Source organism: Plantactinospora sp. WMMB334 (genome assembly GCF_049179095.1).
GTDB lineage: Bacteria > Actinomycetota > Actinomycetes > Mycobacteriales > Micromonosporaceae > Plantactinospora.
The window spans coordinates 8,207,085-8,223,668 of the sequence record NZ_JBMHME010000002.1 but is presented as its reverse complement, the minus strand read 5'-3'; the positions used below and the strand labels follow the sequence as shown (position 1 = coordinate 8,223,668).

Below are 16,584 nucleotides of genomic sequence, written 5' to 3'. Positions count from 1 at the left end.
TCGGCCGGTGCTCACTTGTCGAACAGCTCGTACGTCTCCGGAGACGCCTCCACCACCTCGCTGGCCGGCGGTGCGGTGGCCGGGCTCGCCGCACCGTAGTCGGAGTAGCTGACCGTGAGTTCCTGCGCGGTGCCGCCGCCGACCGCCGGGAGCTTGATGGTCATCGTGGAGAGCCGGCCCTCCGCGTCGAGCTTCGCCTCGAACGGCAGATTCGTCGCCTCGGCGCCGAGCAGCTGGACCGAGTCCTCGTTGACCATGCCGGCGCCGGTCGCCCTGGTCAGGTCGATGGTGCCGGTGTAGGTGCCCTCGCCGGTCTTCTGCACGTCGACGACGGCCCTGGTCAGCGCCTCGCTGCCGGCCGGGTCGACGTCCTTGAAGGTGAAGCCGAGGCCGCCGGTGCCCTTGATCTTGGACTGGTCGAGATGCTGGTATTTGCCGGAGTTGAGGCTCTCCAGCCCCGGCACGCCCTCGGCACCGGTGATCGACAGTTTCACCCAGCTGTCGGGCTCGATGTAGATGATCTCCATGTCCATGGAGAACTCGCCCTCGCCGGCCTTCATGGTCATCTGGGCGCTCTTACTCGGCTTGTGCACGACGCCCTGGCCGTCGAGATCGGCACCCTTCATGCTGAACCTGAAGTTACCTTCGGTGATCTCCTTGGTCGACGCGAGCAGCGCCTCCTTGGCGTCCGCCGGCACCGCCGGCGTGCCGGAGCCCGATGTGCCCGGCTCGCTGCCCTTGTCCGTACAGCCCGCCAGAGCCGGCGCGAACAGGGCCACAGCAGCGAGCGTAGCGACGCCCCACCGTCGGATTGTCACTGTCGTTCCTCCCCAGAATGTGGCCCGGCAGGCGTCGCGCGCCCACCAGGTGTCCAGGCACGCAGCGTACCGGCGGAGGACGGCTACCGCAGGGCGACGACGACCCGGTGCAGCTCGCTCTCGGGCGCCTGGCCCACCACCAGCACGGTCCGGTCGGGCTCCAGCAGGACGAGTGCGGACTCGCCGGGGCGGGCCGTGTAGCGCTGCCAACCGCGCCCGCCCAGCTCGACGACGCCGCGCGGCCGCCCGTCCCGGGTCAGTTCGGCCGGCAGGAGCCCGTCGGCGGGCAGGCTGCTCTGCACCAGTTGCACCCCGTCGCCGTCCGGGCTGAGGTAGCCGATCCGCAGGGTCGCACCCGCCGCCTCCCGCCGGAAGTCGGCGGTGACGGTGCGCCAGCCCTCGCCCAGGCCGGCCGGTTCGCTGACCGGGAAGGCCCCGGCAGCCCTGGCCTGCCGCACCGCCGGCGTCGGATCGACCAGCACCGGCTGGTCCGCCCCGAGGACGAGCCGACCGAAGCCGATCACGAGGGCGATCGGCACCAGCAGTACCAGAAGGGAGATCACGATGTCCCTGGTCGACCGCTGCGACCGGATCGCGGCCGGGACGACCTGGTCGGCCGCCGCCGCGGCCCGGGCGTCCGCGCCGGCCCGAGCCTCCGGGTCAGCTCGGGCCTCCGCGTCAGCTCGGGCCTCCGGGGCGGCGGCGGGTTCGGCCAGCGTCTGGTTCTCCGGGGTACGGTCGGCGGGCTGGGCGGTGGAGTTCACGCCTCTATCTTGACAGCCCTGGTCCGGACAACCCTCCCGGTGCCGGTTACCGCGATCCGGGCCACCGGCACCCCGAACCGGCGTTACGTTGACCAGCGTGTCAGGATTCTGACGAGGCCGGCGGCGCGCCACGCTGTGCCGGGCCACCCCGCAGTGCCGCGAGGAGGAGCCGACATGACCAACACCAGGACCCGGGTGCCACAGAACCTGGACCGCAACCTGGCTCTCGACCTCGTCCGGGTCACCGAGGCAGCGGCGATGGCCGCCGGCCGGTGGGTCGGCCGGGGCGACAAGGAGGGTGGCGACGGCGCGGCCGTCGACGCCATGCGCAAACTGATCAACTCGATCCCGATGCGCGGGGTCGTGGTGATCGGCGAGGGCGAGAAGGACAACGCCCCGATGCTCTTCAACGGCGAGCAGGTCGGCGACGGCACCGGCCCGGAGGTCGACGTCGCGGTGGACCCGATCGACGGGACCACGCTGATGAGCAAGGGGATGCCGAACGCCCTGGCCGTGCTGGCGGTCGCCGAACGCGGCGCCATGTTCGACCCGAGCGCCGTCTTCTACATGGAGAAGCTGGCCGTCGGGCCGGTCTACGCGGACGCCGTCGACATCAACGCCGGAGCCGTGGAGAACCTGCGCCGGATCGCCAAGGTCAAGGGCACCGAGGTCTCCGACGTGACGGTCTGCGTGCTCGACCGCCCCCGGCACACGGAGCTGGTGCAGCAGATCCGGCGGGCCGGCGCCGGCATCCAGTTCATCTCCGACGGCGACATCGCCGGTGCCATCGCCGCCGCCCGGGGAGAGTCCGGGGTCGACGTGCTGATGGGGATCGGCGGCACCCCGGAGGGCATCACCGCCGCGTGCGCGCTGAAGTGCATGGGCGGGGTCATGCAGGCCAAGCTCTGGCCCCGCGACGACGAGGAGCGGGAGAAGGCGATCGCCGCCGGGCACGACCTGGACCGGGTACTCTGCACCGACGACCTGGTGACCGGGGACAACGCCTTCTTCGTGGCCACCGGGATCACCTCCGGCGACCTGCTGCGCGGGGTCCGCTACCGGGCCGGTGGCGCGTACACGCAGTCGATCGTCATGCGCTCGAAGAGCGGCACCATCCGGGTGATCGACTCCTACCACCGGCTGGAGAAGCTGGCGCTCTATTCGGCGGTCGACTTCGACGGCCGCCCTCTGGCCGAACAGGAGTGACCGAGGTCGATCCCGGGTCGGCACGACCCGGCTCAGCCCACGGCCGGGGTCAGCCCGCGTCGGAGGAATGACCCGGGAAGAGGTGCGCGGCCGGATCGATGATCACGGCCGCGTTGTTCACGGCGGTCGCGGCCTCGCCGAAGCCGGTGGCGATCAGCCGGACCTTGCCCGGATATTCGGTGATGTCGCCGGCGGAGAAGACCCGGGGCAAATTGGTCAGCATGGTGCTGTCGACGCGGATGTGCCGTCTGTCGAGGGTCAGTCCCCACTCGGTCAGCGGGCCGAGGTCGGCGGTGAAGCCCAACGCGGCGACCACGGTGTCGACCGGGAGCGTCTCGGTGGTGCCGCCCTTCACCACGATGTCGGCGCCGGTCACCGCGCCGTCGCCGCGCAACCGCGTCACCTCGGCGTTGACCACGATGCGTACCGGCAGGTCGCGTACCCGGTCGACGGTGGCGGCGTGCGCCCGGAACCTCTCCCGGCGGTGCACCAGGGTGACCGACCGGGCCAGCGGGTGCAGCGCCAGCGCCCAGTCGAACGCCGAGTCGCCGCCGCCGACGATCAGCACGTCCTGCCCGGCGAGCTCGGCGAGCTGCGGTACGAAGAAGACGATGCCGCTGCCGACGAAGTTCTCGGCGGCGGGGAGCGGTCGGGGGGTGAAGCTGCCCAGTCCGGCGGTGACGATGATCGCGCCGCAGTGCAGCATGTCGCCGTTGGCCAGGCTCAGCACCGGCCTGCCGTCCAGGTACGACAGCTTCTCGGCGCGTACCCCGAGCAGGTATTCGGGGCCGAAGGCGTCCGCCTGGGTGACCAGGTTGGCGACCAGGTCGCGCCCCTTGATCGAGGGGAACCCGGCGACATCGTAGATCATCTTTTCCGGGTACATCGCGGTGATCTGCCCACCCGGCTCGGGCAGCACGTCGACGAGCGCGACCGAAAGCCCTCGGAACCCGGCGTAGTAGGCGGCGAAGAGCCCGGTGGGGCCGGCCCCGATTATCGCGACATCGACCTCACGCATGTGCTCACCCGTCGCTCTCCGACCACGGACTGATCAACGGCTCTGCCGATCCGACCGTAGGCGGAGAGCACGCATCGAAGCAATAGCCGTCCCACTCCCGGGTGGTTCCCTGGTCAGGGCAGGGTCAGCGTCGACTCCGACCGGTACGGGTCGTCGTCGCGGGGGCGGCGCCGCCGGAACACCACCGCGGCCACCAGGCCGCCGAGCAGGCCGAAGAGGTGCCCCTGCCAGGAGATCGGCTCGTCGGTGGGCAGCACCCCGAGCAGCTGCCAGCCGTAGAGGAGCCCGACCAGCAGCACCACGCCGAAGTTCCACCAGCTCCGTTCGACGATGCCGCGCATGAAGAGCAGGCCGAGATAGCCGAAGATCACTCCACTGGCGCCGACCACGACGGTCCGCGGCGATCCGGTGATCCACACTCCGAGCCCGCTGACGAACATGATCAGAAGGGTGGAGTAGAGGAACCGCCGCGCCCCGGTGGCCAGCACGAAGGTGCCGAGGAGGATCAGCGGGATGCTGTTGCTGTAGAGGTGGTCGAAGCCGTGGTGCAGGAACGGCCCGAAGAAGATGCCGTCGAGCCCGGCGATGCTCCGGGGCATGATCCCGGCGGCGGTGTCGAATCCGGCGTTCAGCCAGACGTCGAGCGCCTCGATCACGAAGAGCACCGGCACGACGGCGCACATCGCCACGAAGGCACGGCCGAGTGCCGCGTAGAAGGCTTCGGTGCCGAACCGGTTCGGGTCGTTACCGCGGGACAACGGATCGAACGTCACCCTGACGTTGCTATCAGCTTCCGCGGGCAACCGCCACCGAAGCAGGTCGCGAGGGCGGGACGACGGGGCGGGGCGGGGCCGAGAGGGCGGGGCCCGGACCGGTGTCGGTCGGTCCGGGCCCCGCCCCGCGCGGGCGTACGGCTCAGTAGAAGCCCTCGTTCTGGAAGTACGTCCAGGCGCCGCACGGCGTGTCGTAGCGGCCCTTGATGTAGCCCAGCCCCCACTTGATCTGGGTCGCCGGGCTGGTCTTCCAGTCACTGCCGACCGAGGCCATCTTGTTGCCCGGCAGTGCCTGCGGGATGCCGTAGGCGCCGGTCGACCTGTTCTGGGCCTTGTGGTTCCAGCCACTCTCCTTGGTGAAGAGCTTGTCCAGGCAGGGCATCTCGTCGAGCGCGAAGCCCCGGTCCAGGAGCAGTGCACAGCCGATCTTGCGGTTGCCGCTGTATTCGTTGCACGAAGCGGGGATCGGCCCGGTGTAGGGCTTCGTCGCCTCCTCCGCCTCCTTCTTCTCCTGCTTCTCGCGTTCGCGCTTGCGGCTGGCGGCCTCCTCCGCCTTCCTGGCCCGCTCCGCAGCCGCCTTGGCGACCTGGGCCGCCTTGCGCGCGGCCTCCGCCTCGGCGGCCCGCTGCTCGGCCGTGGCCCGCAGGTGCGCCGCGTGCCGCTCACGGATCAGGTCCCACTCGGCCTGCTGCGCGTCGAACGCCGACTCGGCCTCGATGCTGTGTTGCTGCGCTTTCCGGTCTTCACCGAGGTAGTAACCGCCGCCGACGCCCCCCAGGAGCAGGGCGACGGCGACTCCCCGGACACCGAACCGGCTCCACAGCCGACTCACAGGTGGTCCTCTCGTCGGGGACAGGGACGCGGCGCCGCCCGGACCTGAAGGCCCCTGGTCACGCCGCGAGCGCCCCGGCCCGGTGGGCCGCGACCCCGACCGACCGCTGTCCGTCGGTGCCTCCGCCCCGGTGGAAGAAATGATCTTCAGTCGTTCCCGCCGGGACGTGGGCGCTCGAAGGACACGATTGCGCAAGATGGGACCACCGGGAAAGGAGTGGCAAGATTTGTGAACTGGGTCACGCCACTAATCACCCTAAAATTGGACAGATCACACTCTCTCTCGGGCCGAACATCCTCGTGCGTCCGGCTAGAGCGGGATGTCCTCCAGGAGGTCGGTGACCACCTCGGCGATCGGGGACCGCTCGGACCGGGTCAGGGTGACGTGCGCGAAGATCGGATGCCCCTTCAGCGCCTCGATCACCGCCGTCACGCCGTCGTGCCGGCCGACCCGCAGGTTGTCCCGCTGGGCGACGTCGTGGGTCAGCACCACCCGGGAGCCCTGCCCCACCCGGGACAGGACGGTGAGCAGCACCCCGCGCTCCAGCGACTGCGCCTCGTCGACGATGACGAAGGCGTCGTGCAGGCTCCGGCCCCGGATATGGGTCAGCGGCAGCACCTCCAGCATCCCCCGGGAGAGCACCTCGTCCATGACGTTCTCGTGCACCACCGCGCCGAGGGTGTCGAAGACCGCCTGGGCCCAGGGCGACATCTTCTCCGCCTCCGAGCCGGGCAGATAGCCCAGTTCCTGGCCGCCGACCGCGTAGAGCGGGCGGAAGACGATGACTTTGCGGTGCCGGCGGCGCTCCATCACCGCCTCCAACCCGGCACAGAGAGCCAGCGCGGACTTTCCGGTGCCGGCACGGCCGCCGAGCGAGACGATCCCGATCGACTCGTCCAGCAGGAGGTCGAGCGCGACCCGCTGCTCGGCCGACCGACCACGCAGTCCGAACGCCTCCCGGTCACCGCGGACCAGGCGTACGGTCTTGTCCGGCAGCACCCGGCCGAGCGCGGAGCCGCGCGGCGAGTGCAGCACCAGTCCGGTGTGCGTGGGCAGGCCGGCCGCGACGTCGAGGTCCAGCGCCGCACCCTCGTAGAGCTGGTTGACCTGCTCCTCGCCCAACTCCAGCTCCGACATGCCGGTCCAGGTCGGATCGCTGGCCTGGCCGTGCCGGTACTCGTCGGCGGTCAGCCCGACGGAGGCCGCCTTGACCCGCAGCGGCATGTCCTTGCTGACCAGCGTGACCTCCCGCCCCTCGGCGGCCAGGTTGAGGGCCACGGAGAGGATCCGGGTGTCGTTGGACTCGGTGCGGAACCCCGGCGGCAGCACCGTGTCGTCGGCGTGGTTCAGCTCCACCCGCAATGTGCCACCCGAGTCGTTGGCCGGCACCGGCTGGTCCAGCCGGCCGTGCCTCACCCGCAACTCGTCGAGCAACCGCAGCGACTGCCGGGCGAACCAACCCAGTTCCGGATGGTGACGCTTCCCCTCCAGCTCCGAGATGACCACGAGCGGCACCACGACCTCGTGTTCGGCGAACCGGTGGAAGGCGCCGGGATCGGAGAGCAGCACGGAGGTGTCCAGCACGTAGGCACGGCGCTCTGGTGCGGGCTCCGCACTGGCAGCCGGCTCGGACGTCCGGGTGCGGCGGGCGCTCCTGGCCCGGCCCGGGGTCCTGGTGGCGGCCGGGTTCTGGTCGTCGGCCCGAGGGGTGGTACGGCGAGTCGTCACAGGCCTGCTCCGGCGGGTGTGCACCCGTCCACCCGCGTTCCGCCTCGTCCGGTGCCCGGAGACACGGGGTCGGATGCGGGCCCCGTGGCGCGTGCAAGTCGCAGAGTCCGGGCCGGCCGGCTGGCTCGGGACGGCCCCGTGCCATGCGTAGACGCTAACCGGGAGACGCCGGCTTGGGCTAGGGCACGGACCTGTGCGACTTCGCACGGCGTCCGGCGGCGGACCGGCCGGGATGCATGCCCCCTGCGCGCATCCCGGCCGGTGGGATCACCGTCACCGGTCTGACGTGATCCCGACGGTGCCGGCCCGTGACGGGCCTGCGCACCGTGCTCGCGGGTGACCGCTCACCCCACCGCGCCGCCGGTCAGATGTTCCGACCGGCGAGGGCGTCGGTGGAGTGCCGTCCGCCGTTGGTCGCGGTCCCCGCGAAAGAGGCGCCCGTATACGTCGTTCCCTGACCTACGACGGTGTGGGCGATGTGCGGTGTGCTGGGTGATGGCACCGCCAACACCGAGGCGATGGCCGCCTGCGCCTCCCTACGCCGACGGTTCCAGGCTCCCCGGTCCCCGTCGAAGTACCCCTGCCGGTAACCGAAGCGGTAACCGAGCCGGTAGCTGAGCTGGCCGTGCAACCGTCCGGCCGCGTAGCTGGCCGAGATGAGCAGGAGCAGGACGAAGATCACGAAGAAGGGACTCACGCCGTCTCCCCGCTCCGCCCGCAGACGCCATGGGTTCGGGGCCTGAGCCGGCCGGTTCGCTCGCAACTCTCGCTCACGCAGTCTCCTCGCTCCGCTCGTCGATGCCTGGATTTCCCCTGCCGGGCCGGCCCGCCCGGCCGCTCCGGTCGTCCCCGCGCCCGCTCCGGTCTTCCCCGGGTCGCGGCCCTCCCCGCTCCCGGTCGCGGCCGGTCACGTCTCCTCCTGGTCCAGGGTCGGGTCGGAGACGAGCAACCGGTCGAGATCGTCCGTGCTCACCTCCTCGACCAGCTCGACACTGATCCGGCAGCCGTCCAGCACGACCTCGGCGACCGAGGCCCGCCGGATCTCGCCACCGGAGTCGTAGACCCGGACGCTCAGCTCCGGACAGCCGAGATGGGCACGCCACGAGTTCCACTCCCCGCGGTCGCCGACGTTCAGCGAGAGGTAGCGGCAGCCGCGCGCCAGGTAGAGCCGCCACGGCGCGCTGAGACCGGCGGCGACGCCGTCGGCGATCAGACCGAATGCCTGGGCCCGGGTTGCTAGTTCGGTCACCGGACTCCTCCTGTCACGAAGGCATGGCCCTCGTGAGCACGAAACGTCTCAAGCACGAGACACACGGTAGGACGTACCGTACGCGTGACAGTATCAGCTTTTCGTCTGATTACCCCCACACCTACGTACACCTATTGTTGCCACGTGACGCCCCTCAACACAAGCAAGAACACCGCGCGCCGGGAAAGTGAGCCGTTGTCACGCACGCAGTACACGACGGTAACAGTCCCCCCGGAGTCGGACCCCTGGCCGTACCGTCACCAGGTGCCGGACCGCGCCCACGGACGGAAGATCGCGTTCGCTGCCTTCGTACGCAAGGCACTGGACGACGCCCGCGCGACCCGCGCCTGGACCGGCACCGAGGTCTCCCGGCGCACCGGCGTGTCCCGCCAGACCATCAACCGTTGGGTCCGCGGCGAGTGGGCCAGCGACCCCGAGGCCGAGCGGGTGGTGGCGTTCTGCGACGGCCTGGGACTGGACCCGACCGTCGCCTTCGGAGTGCTCGGCTGGGACCGGACCACCCCGTCCCGGCCGGCTCCCAGCGCCCCGCCGATGGATCCGGACGTCGAGGCGCTGCTGCGCCGGCTGGTCGACCCTAACGTCTCGGACGCGGAGAAGTTCCACATTCGGGAGACCATCCGCTATCTAGCGTATCGCCCGCCTCTGCCCCGCGATGCCCGAAAAGGGCGAAGGCAAGTTGGGTAGTTACTCAGATGGCGCAACTTAGCGCATGAGTCCCATCCAATCAGCTCCAGGAACCAATCAGTCGCGCTAACGTCCCTCTTCGTACTGCTTGGGCTCGTCGTCGGCGGGGGGACGGGACAAGGCCGAATTCAGCCCTGCGGGACAGAAGGAGGGTCAGCCATGACCCTGAAGTGGATGGCTGTCGTTGTCGCGGCGGTTTCCCTGACCTTGTGCGTGACTGCGAACGTCGTGGTCGGGGCGGCACACGGCGGCGACGGCGTGCCGTTCCTGGTGAATGCGCTCGCCGTCACCACCGCCGGCACCGCCACCGTCCTGGCCGTCGTAGCCGATCTACACGAACGACTCAACGCGCGCATCACCGCACTCACCGATTACCTCACCTCCCGGATGAACGAGCTCGACAGGAACACCGGGGACCACAACGCCGGCTTCGTCGAGGGCTACCTGCTGAGCCGTGGCCACGACTCGGCGGTGGTGCCGATCGGACCCCGGCTACACGGCCGCCGGGCCATGCTCGGCGGCGACGACTGAGAGCAGCAAGGCCGTACTCCGGCGGGTCGCCACCGCGACGAACGAGGTTGCCGCCTCGACGGAAGTGATGTTCGCCTCAACCCGAGCGATGACACGTGGGGTTGCCGCCCCCTTCGGGTGAGACGTTTTCGCTTCGAGGTCTGCGGCGGCAACCCGCCGGGGTACGCTGACGCCCGTGCGGCCGATCAACGCGGGTAGCGAGCCCCCGACCCGTTCCCTGACCGCCGAGCAGGCATGGCGGGCGACCGCCGAGCGGGCCGGCAGTTGCGTCCTCTTCTTCGACTTCGACGGCACCCTCGCCCCGGTCCGGGACGATCCGACGACCGTCGAGCCGGCGCCGAAGGCGCTCGCCGCGATCTCCGCCCTCACCGAGGTGGTGCAGCGGGTGGCGATCGTCTCGGCCCGGCCGGTGGAGTTCCTCCGGGAGCGCTTCGCCAGCACTCCCGGGGTGGACATCTACGGACTCTACGGGCTGGAGCACCAGCTCGCCTCCGGGGAGATCATCACCGAGGAGGCCGCCCTGCCGTTCGTGCCCACCATGGCCGAGCTGGCCGACCGTGCCCGGGCGGCGCTCCCCGACGGGACGCTCGTGGAATACAAGCGGCTCTCCGTCGCCCTGCACTACCGCACCGCGCCGCACCTCGCCGAGCAGGTCGAGGCCTGGGGCCGGGAGCAGGCGGAGCGGCTCGGCCTGCGGGTCCAGGTCGGCCGGATGGTGCTGGAGCTCAAGCCGCCCGTCGACCGGGACAAGGGCATGGTGATCGACGAGGCGGTCCGGGACGCCGGCTGTGCGTGGTATTTCGGCGACGACGTCTCGGACATCAAGGCGTTCGCGGCGTTGCGGGCGCGGGAGGCGGCCGACCCGGACTTCTTCGGGGTCTGCGTCGCCGTCGCCAACCCCGAGACCGGCGACGAGGTCTCCACCGCCGCCGACCTGGACATCGAGTCCCCGGAAGCCCTCGGCGACTTCCTCACCGAGGCCCTGCACCGGCTGACCTGACGGCTGACGGCCGGCGCACCCCACACCGAACGCCCCACGCCCGCCGCTCGCCTGGACTCCGCCGGCCATGCGCCGCGGCGGCACTGCCCTGGCTCATGCGCCGCAGTCGGCACTCCCGTTACCCGGACTCCCGTTACCCGGCTATGCGCCGTAGCGACGCTGCCGGGTCGCATACGACCGGAGCGCGCGCAGGAAGTCGACGTGCCGGAAATCCGGCCAGTTCAACTCGCAGAAGTAGAACTCGGAGTGGGCGGACTGCCAGAGCAGGAAACCGGAGAGGCGCTGCTCGCCGCTGGTCCGGATGACCAGGTCGGGATCGGGCTGCCCCCGGGTGTAGAGGTGCTCGGCGATGTGGTCGACGTCGAGCACCTCGGCCAGCTCCTCCAGGGTGCCGCCGGCCGCCGCGTGCTCGTAGAGCAGCGAGCGGACCGCGTCGGCGATCTCCCGCCGGCCGCCGTAGCCGACCGCGATGTTGACCTGCGCCCCGCCGCTGCGGTCCTGGGTGCGCTCCTCGGCCGACTTGAGCGCGATGGCGGTCTGCGCCGGCAGCAGGTCGAGCGCGCCGACCATCCGCAGCCGCCAGGGGTTGCCCTCCTCGGCCAGCTCGACCACCAGGTCCTCGATGATCTGCACCAGCGGGTCCAGCTCGCTGGCCGGCCGGCGCAGGTTGTCGGTGGCGAGCAGGTAGAGCGTGACATGACCGATGCCGGCCTGGTCGCACCAGCCCAGCAGATGCTTGATCTTGGCTGCGCCGACCCGGTGCCCGTCGTTGGGGTCGACATACCCCATCTCCCTGGCCCAGCGCCGGTTGCCGTCGCACATCACTCCGACATGTTTCGGCACGGGCTTACCGGCGAGCTTTGCCGTCAGACGACGCTCATACACCGAGTAGATCAGGTCGCGCAGACTCATCCCCTGCAGCGTACCGATCAGAAGCGCCGATGGAAGTGCCGGCCGGCCGAGCCGACCACCGCGCCGGCCACCCTGGTCATCGTCCGGCCGTCCAGCCGGCCGTCGCCCAGCCCCAGCTCGACCAGGACCCGGAAGACCCGGGCGTCCCGATCCGCGGCCCGGACCACCCCGTCGACGACCGCCGCCCGCCGGGCCAGCCAGCTCACTGCCGAACTGTCCCGCAGGTGCCGCCCCAGCCGGTGCCGCAGCGCGGCGGCGTACCGGTCGGCGGCGGCGTGCGGCGCCGTGGCGACCGCCGCCCCGGCCAGCGCCCCGGAGAGCACCGCGTAGAAGATGCCCTCGCCGGTGAACGGGTTGATCAGCGACAACGCGTCGCCGGCGAGCACGATCCGGCCCCGGCCCGGCGCCGGGCGGCGGGTGGAGAGGGGCAGGTGGTGCGCCCGCAGCCCGGTGACGGTCCCCGGTTCGAGTTCGGGCAGCAGCGCGGCGAGCCGTTCCAGCAGCTCCGCCCGGCGCAGTGGCCGGCCGGCCAGCACCTCGCCGTACCCGACGTTCGCCCGGCCGTCACCGATCGGGAACGACCAGGCATAGCCCGGCCAGTGCGCGGCCGAGGTGACGATCCGCTGCTCGGCCGCGCCGGAGGCGTCCGGGGCGTACCCCCGGATCGCCAGCGCCAGGTGGCCGTCCGGGTTGGCACCGTGGCCCAGCGCCCGCCGGACCACCGACCCGGCGCCGTCCGCACCGACCACGGCCCGGGCGGCGATCCCGCCGTCGAGCACGACGCGGTCGCCGGAGTGCTCGATCCGCCGCACCACGTGCCGGCGCAGCTCCGCGCCGGCTGCCTGCGCCGCCGCCACCAGCCGGGCGTCGAAGACCCGGCGGGGCACCGTGTACGCCGGCCGCGGCAGCCGCCGCGCCACGTGGCCGCCACCGGGCGCCACCAGCCGCAGCGCCGGCACCGGCCGGTAGCCGGCCACCGCGTCGGTGACACCCAGTTCTTCGAGTACGTCGAGCGCGTGCGCGGCGATCCCGTCCCCGCACGCCTTGTCCCGGGGAAAGTCGGCCCGGTCCAGCAGCAGCACACTCGCTCCCGCCCGGCGGGCCGCCAGCGCGGCGCTGGCCCCGGCCGGCCCGGCACCCACCACCGCGACGTCGACGATCTCCACCGCACCTCACCTCAACCCGGACGGGCGGCAGCGGCGGCGACGGGACTCTCCGACGCGCCGCCGTCCCGGGCGGCCCGGCCGCCCCGGCGCAGTGCGTAGAGGGTGAGTGCGGCGGCCATCACCAGCGGTACGCCGTCCCGGACCAGCCCGTCGACCCCGAGCAGCAGCCAACAGAAGGCAAGATCGACCGCGATCACCCCGACGGTGATCAACACGAGCAGCCGGGCCGCCCAGGCCCTGCCCCGGAGCAGGAAGAAGGTGCTGAACAGCACGGCGTAGCTGACCCCGATGCCGATGCCGAACCACAGCACCACGGTAGGCACCGCGACGAGCCGGCCGTCGAGGATCGTGCCGATTGCCACCAGGCACGGCACCAGGGTCAGCGGCGCGTACGTGAACGCCGCGACCCGGGCGGTGAGCAGCCAACCGGTCACCGGTGGCCGGCGCGGGGCGACCTCCTGCCAGGAAATGCCCCGGCGGTCCAGGACCAGCCGGCCGGGATGCCGGACCAGATGCTCCCGGAGCGCGGGGGACCGGTAGAGCAGCCACACCACGCAGCCGCAGAGCACGGCCAGCACGGCGAAGCCGAGCACCCCCGGCAGCGCGGGCACACCGGCCCGGGGCACGATCAGCCGGCCGACCGCGAAGACCGTGGTCACCGCGAGGATCAGCCCGAGCGGGCGGGCACCGGCACGGCCCCGCCGGACGTGCCGGATCAGGATCAGGAAGCCGATCGTGCGCAGCAGGGCCCAGCCGCTGCGTACCGCCAGTCCGAAGCCGCGGTCCGTGGCGTACCACCAGTTGAGCACGTCGACCGCGACGGTGGCCGCGGCGGTCGCGGCGAGCAGCCAGCTCAGCAGCCGGACGGCGGCCGACCGCCGAAGCTTCGCCGCCGCGCCCCCCGTCATGCCGTCGATAATGCCCGACCGCGGTGTAAGGAAGGGCCCCCGCTTATCGTTTTCTGTTGTACAGGGGGCCCTTCCTAACGCCTCAGCGTTGGTCGACGCCGACCCGGATCGCCTCGTCGTCGAGGCGGGCCCGCAGCGCGTCGAGCTCGGCCCAGAGCACGCCCGGCAGCTTGTCGCCGAACTTCTCGAACCACTCGGTGATCATCGGCAGTTCGTCTCGCCACTCCTCGACGTCGACCCGGGTGGCGATCCGCAGGTCCTCCGGGCTCATGTCGAGCCCCTCGACGTCGAGCGCGCCGGGCGCCGGTACGAAGCCGATCGGCGTCTCGACCGCCTCGGCCCGGCCCTCCATGCGCTCGACGATCCACTTCAGCACCCGGGAGTTCTCGCCGAAGCCGGGCCAGATGAAGTCACCGTCGGCGTTCTTGCGGAACCAGTTCACGTAGTAGATCTTCGGCAGCTTCGACTCGTCGCCGTCGGTGCCCTTGCCCATCTCGATCCAGTGCCGGAAGTAGTCGCCGCCGTGGTAGCCGATGAACGGCAACATCGCCATCGGGTCCCGGCGGACGACGCCGACCTGGCCGGAGGCGGCGGCGGTGGTCTCCGAGGAGAGCGTCGCACCCATGTAGACGCCGTGCACCCAGTCCCGGGCCTCGGTGACCAGCGGAATGGTGTCCCTGCGCCGCCCGCCGAAGAGGATCGCGTCGATCGGTACGCCGTTCGGGTCGTTGAACTCGTCCGCCACGATCGGACACTGCAACAGGGGCGTGCAGAACCGGCTGTTGGCGTGCGAGGAGAGCTCGCCGCTCTCCGGCGTCCAGTCCCGCCCCTTCCAGTCGATGAGGTGGGCCGGCGGCTGCTCGCTCATCCCCTCCCACCAGATGTCGCCGTCGTCGGTCAGCCCGACGTTGGTGAAGATGGAGTTGCCCCGGTCGATCGTGCGCATCGCGTTCGCGTTGGTGTCCCAGCCGGTGCCGGGCGCCACCCCGAAGAGCCCGTACTCGGGGTTGACCGCGTAGAGCCGGCCGTCGGGGCCGAACTTCATCCAGGCGATGTCGTCGCCGATGGTCTCGACCGTCCAGCCGGGGATGCTCGGCTCGAGCATCGCGAGGTTGGTCTTGCCGCAGGCGGACGGGAAGGCGCCGGCGACGTACTTGACCGTCCCCTCCGGCGAGGTCAGCTTCATGATGAGCATGTGCTCGGCGAGCCAGCCCTCGTCCCGGGCCATCACGCTGGCGATCCGCAGCGAGTAGCACTTCTTGCCGAGCAGCGAGTTGCCGCCGTAGCCGGAGCCGAAGGACCAGATCTCCCGGGTCTCCGGGAAGTGCGAGATGTACTTGGTGTCGTTGCACGGCCACGCCACGTCCGGCTGTCCTGGCTCCAGCGGGGCGCCGATGGAGTGCAACGCGTGCACGAAGTCCGCGTCCTCGCCCATCCCGGACAGCACCGCCGCGCCCATCCGGGTCATGATGCGCATCGACGCGACGACGTACGGACTGTCGGTGATCTCGACACCGAACATGGGCTTCTCCGCCTCGAGCGGGCCCATGCAGAACGGAATGACGTACATGGTGCGACCGCGCATCGAACCCCGGTAGAGGTCGGTCATGATGCGCTTCATCTCCGCCGGGGCCATCCAGTTGTTGGTCGGCCCGGCGTCGGCCTCGTCGACCGAGCAGATGAAGGTGCGGTCCTCGGCCCGTGCCACGTCGTTGGGGTCGGTACGTCCCCAGAAGGAGTTGGGCTTCCGGTTGGGATCGAGCCGCACCAGCGTGCCGGAGTCGACCAGTTCGTCGGTGAGGCGCCGCCATTCCTCCTCCGAGCCGTCTGCCCAGACGACCTGGTCAGGGCTGGTGAGTTCGGCTACCTCTTTGACCCAGGCGAGTAGTTTCGGATGGCGTGTCGGAGCTTGATCGAGACCCCGGATAGTAGCCGGAGCGGCCATGAGTTCTCTCCTTTGGTCGGCGCTGACCGATTACAGGGCGTACGGTGCCGACAGGGCCGGCGACCGCGTCGCCTTGTGAAAGCCTGGGATTTCCGTCAGCGTAAACCGATCGAGCGTTCGGGGCAGCGAGACTGGTTGTGAAGAACTGCACAAGATGCGCTCCCGCTGCCGCAAGACGATTCTTTACTCGCTCCCATGCGCAGTTTCACGCAAATCCTGCGACGCAATCGCAATGCGTCACGGCATCCTCACTGTTGACCTCTACCCCAGATGACCCGGCGGTCACATGCGAAACGTGGCCGTCATGACGCTGTGGAGTTTCACTCTGCACGCCACGCAGCACTCGCCCCCGGGCCGGCGATACCGCCACCGCCGACCCGCGAGTCGCCGGTAGCGGCCGGTGAGGACGGCCGGCACCCGGTAGGCTCGACTCGTGTCTTCGACCGCCACCGGCGAACAGCCCTCTGCGCCGGGCACGCGACGCGGTTTGTTTCGCAGCCTTCTGGACCGGTTCGGTCACCTCATCCACGAGCTGGGCAAGTTCGGCACGGTCGGCGCGGTCGCCTTCGTGGTCGACTTCGCGCTGTTCAACTTCGCCAACGCGAGCCTCGGCTGGGAGACCCTCACCGCCAAGACGTTCTCGACGGTCATCGCCGCGACCGTCGCGTTCGTCGGCAACCGGTTCTGGACGTGGCGCCACCGGGAGCGCTCCGGGATGGCCCGGGAGTACTCGCTGTACTTCTTCTTCAACGCCGTCGGCCTCGGCATCGGCCTCGCCTGCCTGGCGATCAGCCACTACGGGCTCGGCAGCATCTGGCCAGGGGTCTTCAAGTCCCTCGTCGCCGACAACATCGCGGCCAACTTCGTCGGTGCCGCGCTGGGCACCTTCTTCCGGTTCTGGTCCTACCGCCGCTTCGTCTTCGTCGGGCCGGCGGCTGCCGACGCGCCGGACGTGATTACGCACAGTCACAAGAGGCAGTGACCGACAACCTGCCTCCGTACGGTCGGCGCACCCTGCGCCCGCGTCTG

Annotated in this window: 17 protein-coding genes; 5 read left to right on the top strand and 12 right to left on the bottom strand. The window is 70.7% G+C overall.

All coding sequences use genetic code 11. The annotated features are described in order from the left end of the window. Nucleotides 1-11: 11 nt before the first annotated feature. Together ACN27G_RS35840 and ACN27G_RS35835 are read right to left on the bottom strand one after the other, a co-directional pair. Nucleotides 12-779 (bottom strand): hypothetical protein, encoded by a 768-nt coding sequence (locus tag ACN27G_RS35840; protein WP_421497051.1) that lies wholly within the window; start codon nt 777-779, stop codon nt 12-14. Between the two features lie 122 nt (nt 780-901). Beyond that, the gene (locus ACN27G_RS35835) at nt 902-1,582 is read right to left on the bottom strand and encodes a DUF4245 domain-containing protein (protein ID WP_421497050.1); all 681 of its coding nucleotides are present in this window, start codon (nt 1,580-1,582) and stop codon (nt 902-904) included. Nucleotides 1,583-1,756: 174 nt separating this feature from the next. On the opposite strand from ACN27G_RS35835, the gene glpX reads away from it, so the two are divergent. Continuing rightward, complete coding sequence (glpX, locus tag ACN27G_RS35830; protein WP_421497049.1) at nt 1,757-2,788, top strand: class II fructose-bisphosphatase; 1,032 nt, start codon at nt 1,757-1,759, stop codon at nt 2,786-2,788. A 49-nt stretch (nt 2,789-2,837) separates the two neighbouring features. Here the strand turns inward: glpX and ACN27G_RS35825 are convergent, their stop codons facing one another. The 6 genes from ACN27G_RS35825 to ACN27G_RS35800 all read right to left on the bottom strand — a co-directional run bounded on the left by ACN27G_RS35825 (nt 2,838) and on the right by ACN27G_RS35800 (nt 8,388). Beyond that, nucleotides 2,838-3,806: an NAD(P)/FAD-dependent oxidoreductase gene (locus ACN27G_RS35825; RefSeq protein ID WP_421497048.1), complete on the bottom strand. Its 969-nt coding sequence runs from the start codon at nt 3,804-3,806 to the stop codon at nt 2,838-2,840. 113 nt (nt 3,807-3,919) lie between these two features. Continuing rightward, nucleotides 3,920-4,579 carry a rhomboid family intramembrane serine protease gene (locus tag ACN27G_RS35820; protein WP_421497047.1) on the bottom strand — a complete coding sequence of 220 codons (660 nt, stop codon included), beginning with the start codon at nt 4,577-4,579 and terminating at the stop codon, nt 3,920-3,922. Nucleotides 4,580-4,721: 142 nt separating this feature from the next. Then, nucleotides 4,722-5,411, bottom strand: a complete 690-nt coding sequence (locus tag ACN27G_RS35815; protein WP_421497046.1) for a lytic transglycosylase domain-containing protein — start codon at nt 5,409-5,411, stop codon at nt 4,722-4,724. 309 nt (nt 5,412-5,720) lie between these two features. Next, nucleotides 5,721-7,139 (bottom strand): PhoH family protein, encoded by a 1,419-nt coding sequence (locus ACN27G_RS35810; protein WP_421497045.1) that lies wholly within the window; start codon nt 7,137-7,139, stop codon nt 5,721-5,723. Between the two features lie 364 nt (nt 7,140-7,503). Further along, nucleotides 7,504-7,836 (bottom strand): hypothetical protein, encoded by a 333-nt coding sequence (locus tag ACN27G_RS35805; protein ID WP_421497044.1) that lies wholly within the window; start codon nt 7,834-7,836, stop codon nt 7,504-7,506. Nucleotides 7,837-8,046: 210 nt separating this feature from the next. Then, nucleotides 8,047-8,388, bottom strand: a complete 342-nt coding sequence (locus tag ACN27G_RS35800) for a hypothetical protein (protein WP_421497043.1) — start codon at nt 8,386-8,388, stop codon at nt 8,047-8,049. Between the two features lie 264 nt (nt 8,389-8,652). On the opposite strand from ACN27G_RS35800, the gene ACN27G_RS35795 reads away from it, so the two are divergent. The 3 genes from ACN27G_RS35795 to otsB all read left to right on the top strand — a co-directional run bounded on the left by ACN27G_RS35795 (nt 8,653) and on the right by otsB (nt 10,624). Then, nucleotides 8,653-9,093, top strand: coding sequence for a helix-turn-helix domain-containing protein (locus tag ACN27G_RS35795; RefSeq protein WP_421497042.1), 441 nt, complete (start codon nt 8,653-8,655; stop codon nt 9,091-9,093). Between the two features lie 159 nt (nt 9,094-9,252). Further along, nucleotides 9,253-9,624, top strand: a complete 372-nt coding sequence (locus ACN27G_RS35790; protein ID WP_421497041.1) for a hypothetical protein — start codon at nt 9,253-9,255, stop codon at nt 9,622-9,624. Between the two features lie 175 nt (nt 9,625-9,799). Continuing rightward, nucleotides 9,800-10,624 (top strand): trehalose-phosphatase, encoded by an 825-nt coding sequence (gene otsB / locus ACN27G_RS35785; protein ID WP_421497040.1) that lies wholly within the window; start codon nt 9,800-9,802, stop codon nt 10,622-10,624. Nucleotides 10,625-10,765: 141 nt separating this feature from the next. Here the strand turns inward: otsB and ACN27G_RS35780 are convergent, their stop codons facing one another. From ACN27G_RS35780 to ACN27G_RS35765, 4 genes are all read right to left on the bottom strand, one after another. Further along, on the bottom strand, nt 10,766-11,536 hold the full coding sequence (locus ACN27G_RS35780; protein ID WP_421497039.1) for an isoprenyl transferase: 771 nt from the start codon (nt 11,534-11,536) through the stop codon (nt 10,766-10,768). A gap of 17 nt (nt 11,537-11,553) precedes the next feature. Beyond that, on the bottom strand, nt 11,554-12,696 hold the full coding sequence (locus tag ACN27G_RS35775; protein ID WP_421497596.1) for an NAD(P)/FAD-dependent oxidoreductase: 1,143 nt from the start codon (nt 12,694-12,696) through the stop codon (nt 11,554-11,556). Nucleotides 12,697-12,713: 17 nt separating this feature from the next. Next, nucleotides 12,714-13,610, bottom strand: coding sequence for a hypothetical protein (locus ACN27G_RS35770; RefSeq protein WP_421497038.1), 897 nt, complete (start codon nt 13,608-13,610; stop codon nt 12,714-12,716). An 82-nt stretch (nt 13,611-13,692) separates the two neighbouring features. Further along, nucleotides 13,693-15,555, bottom strand: a complete 1,863-nt coding sequence (locus ACN27G_RS35765; RefSeq protein WP_421497037.1) for a phosphoenolpyruvate carboxykinase (GTP) — start codon at nt 15,553-15,555, stop codon at nt 13,693-13,695. A 487-nt stretch (nt 15,556-16,042) separates the two neighbouring features. Here ACN27G_RS35765 and ACN27G_RS35760 point away from each other — a divergent pair, with 487 nt between their 5' ends. Next, a complete protein-coding gene (locus tag ACN27G_RS35760) occupies nt 16,043-16,537 on the top strand; it encodes a GtrA family protein (protein WP_421497036.1) in 495 nt (164 codons plus the stop codon). The last annotated feature ends 47 nt before the right edge of the window (nt 16,538-16,584 follow it).

Coding starts and splice junctions, on each gene's coding strand:
- glpX (WP_421497049.1), top strand. CDS start 1,757: ATGACCAACACCAGGACCCGGGTGCCACAGAACCTGGACCGCAACCTG.
- ACN27G_RS35825 (WP_421497048.1), bottom strand. CDS start 3,806: ATGCGTGAGGTCGATGTCGCGATAATCGGGGCCGGCCCCACCGGGCTC.
- ACN27G_RS35790 (WP_421497041.1), top strand. CDS start 9,253: ATGACCCTGAAGTGGATGGCTGTCGTTGTCGCGGCGGTTTCCCTGACC.
- ACN27G_RS35780 (WP_421497039.1), bottom strand. CDS start 11,536: ATGAGTCTGCGCGACCTGATCTACTCGGTGTATGAGCGTCGTCTGACG.
- ACN27G_RS35770 (WP_421497038.1), bottom strand. CDS start 13,610: ATGACGGGGGGCGCGGCGGCGAAGCTTCGGCGGTCGGCCGCCGTCCGG.
- ACN27G_RS35765 (WP_421497037.1), bottom strand. CDS start 15,555: ATGGCCGCTCCGGCTACTATCCGGGGTCTCGATCAAGCTCCGACACGC.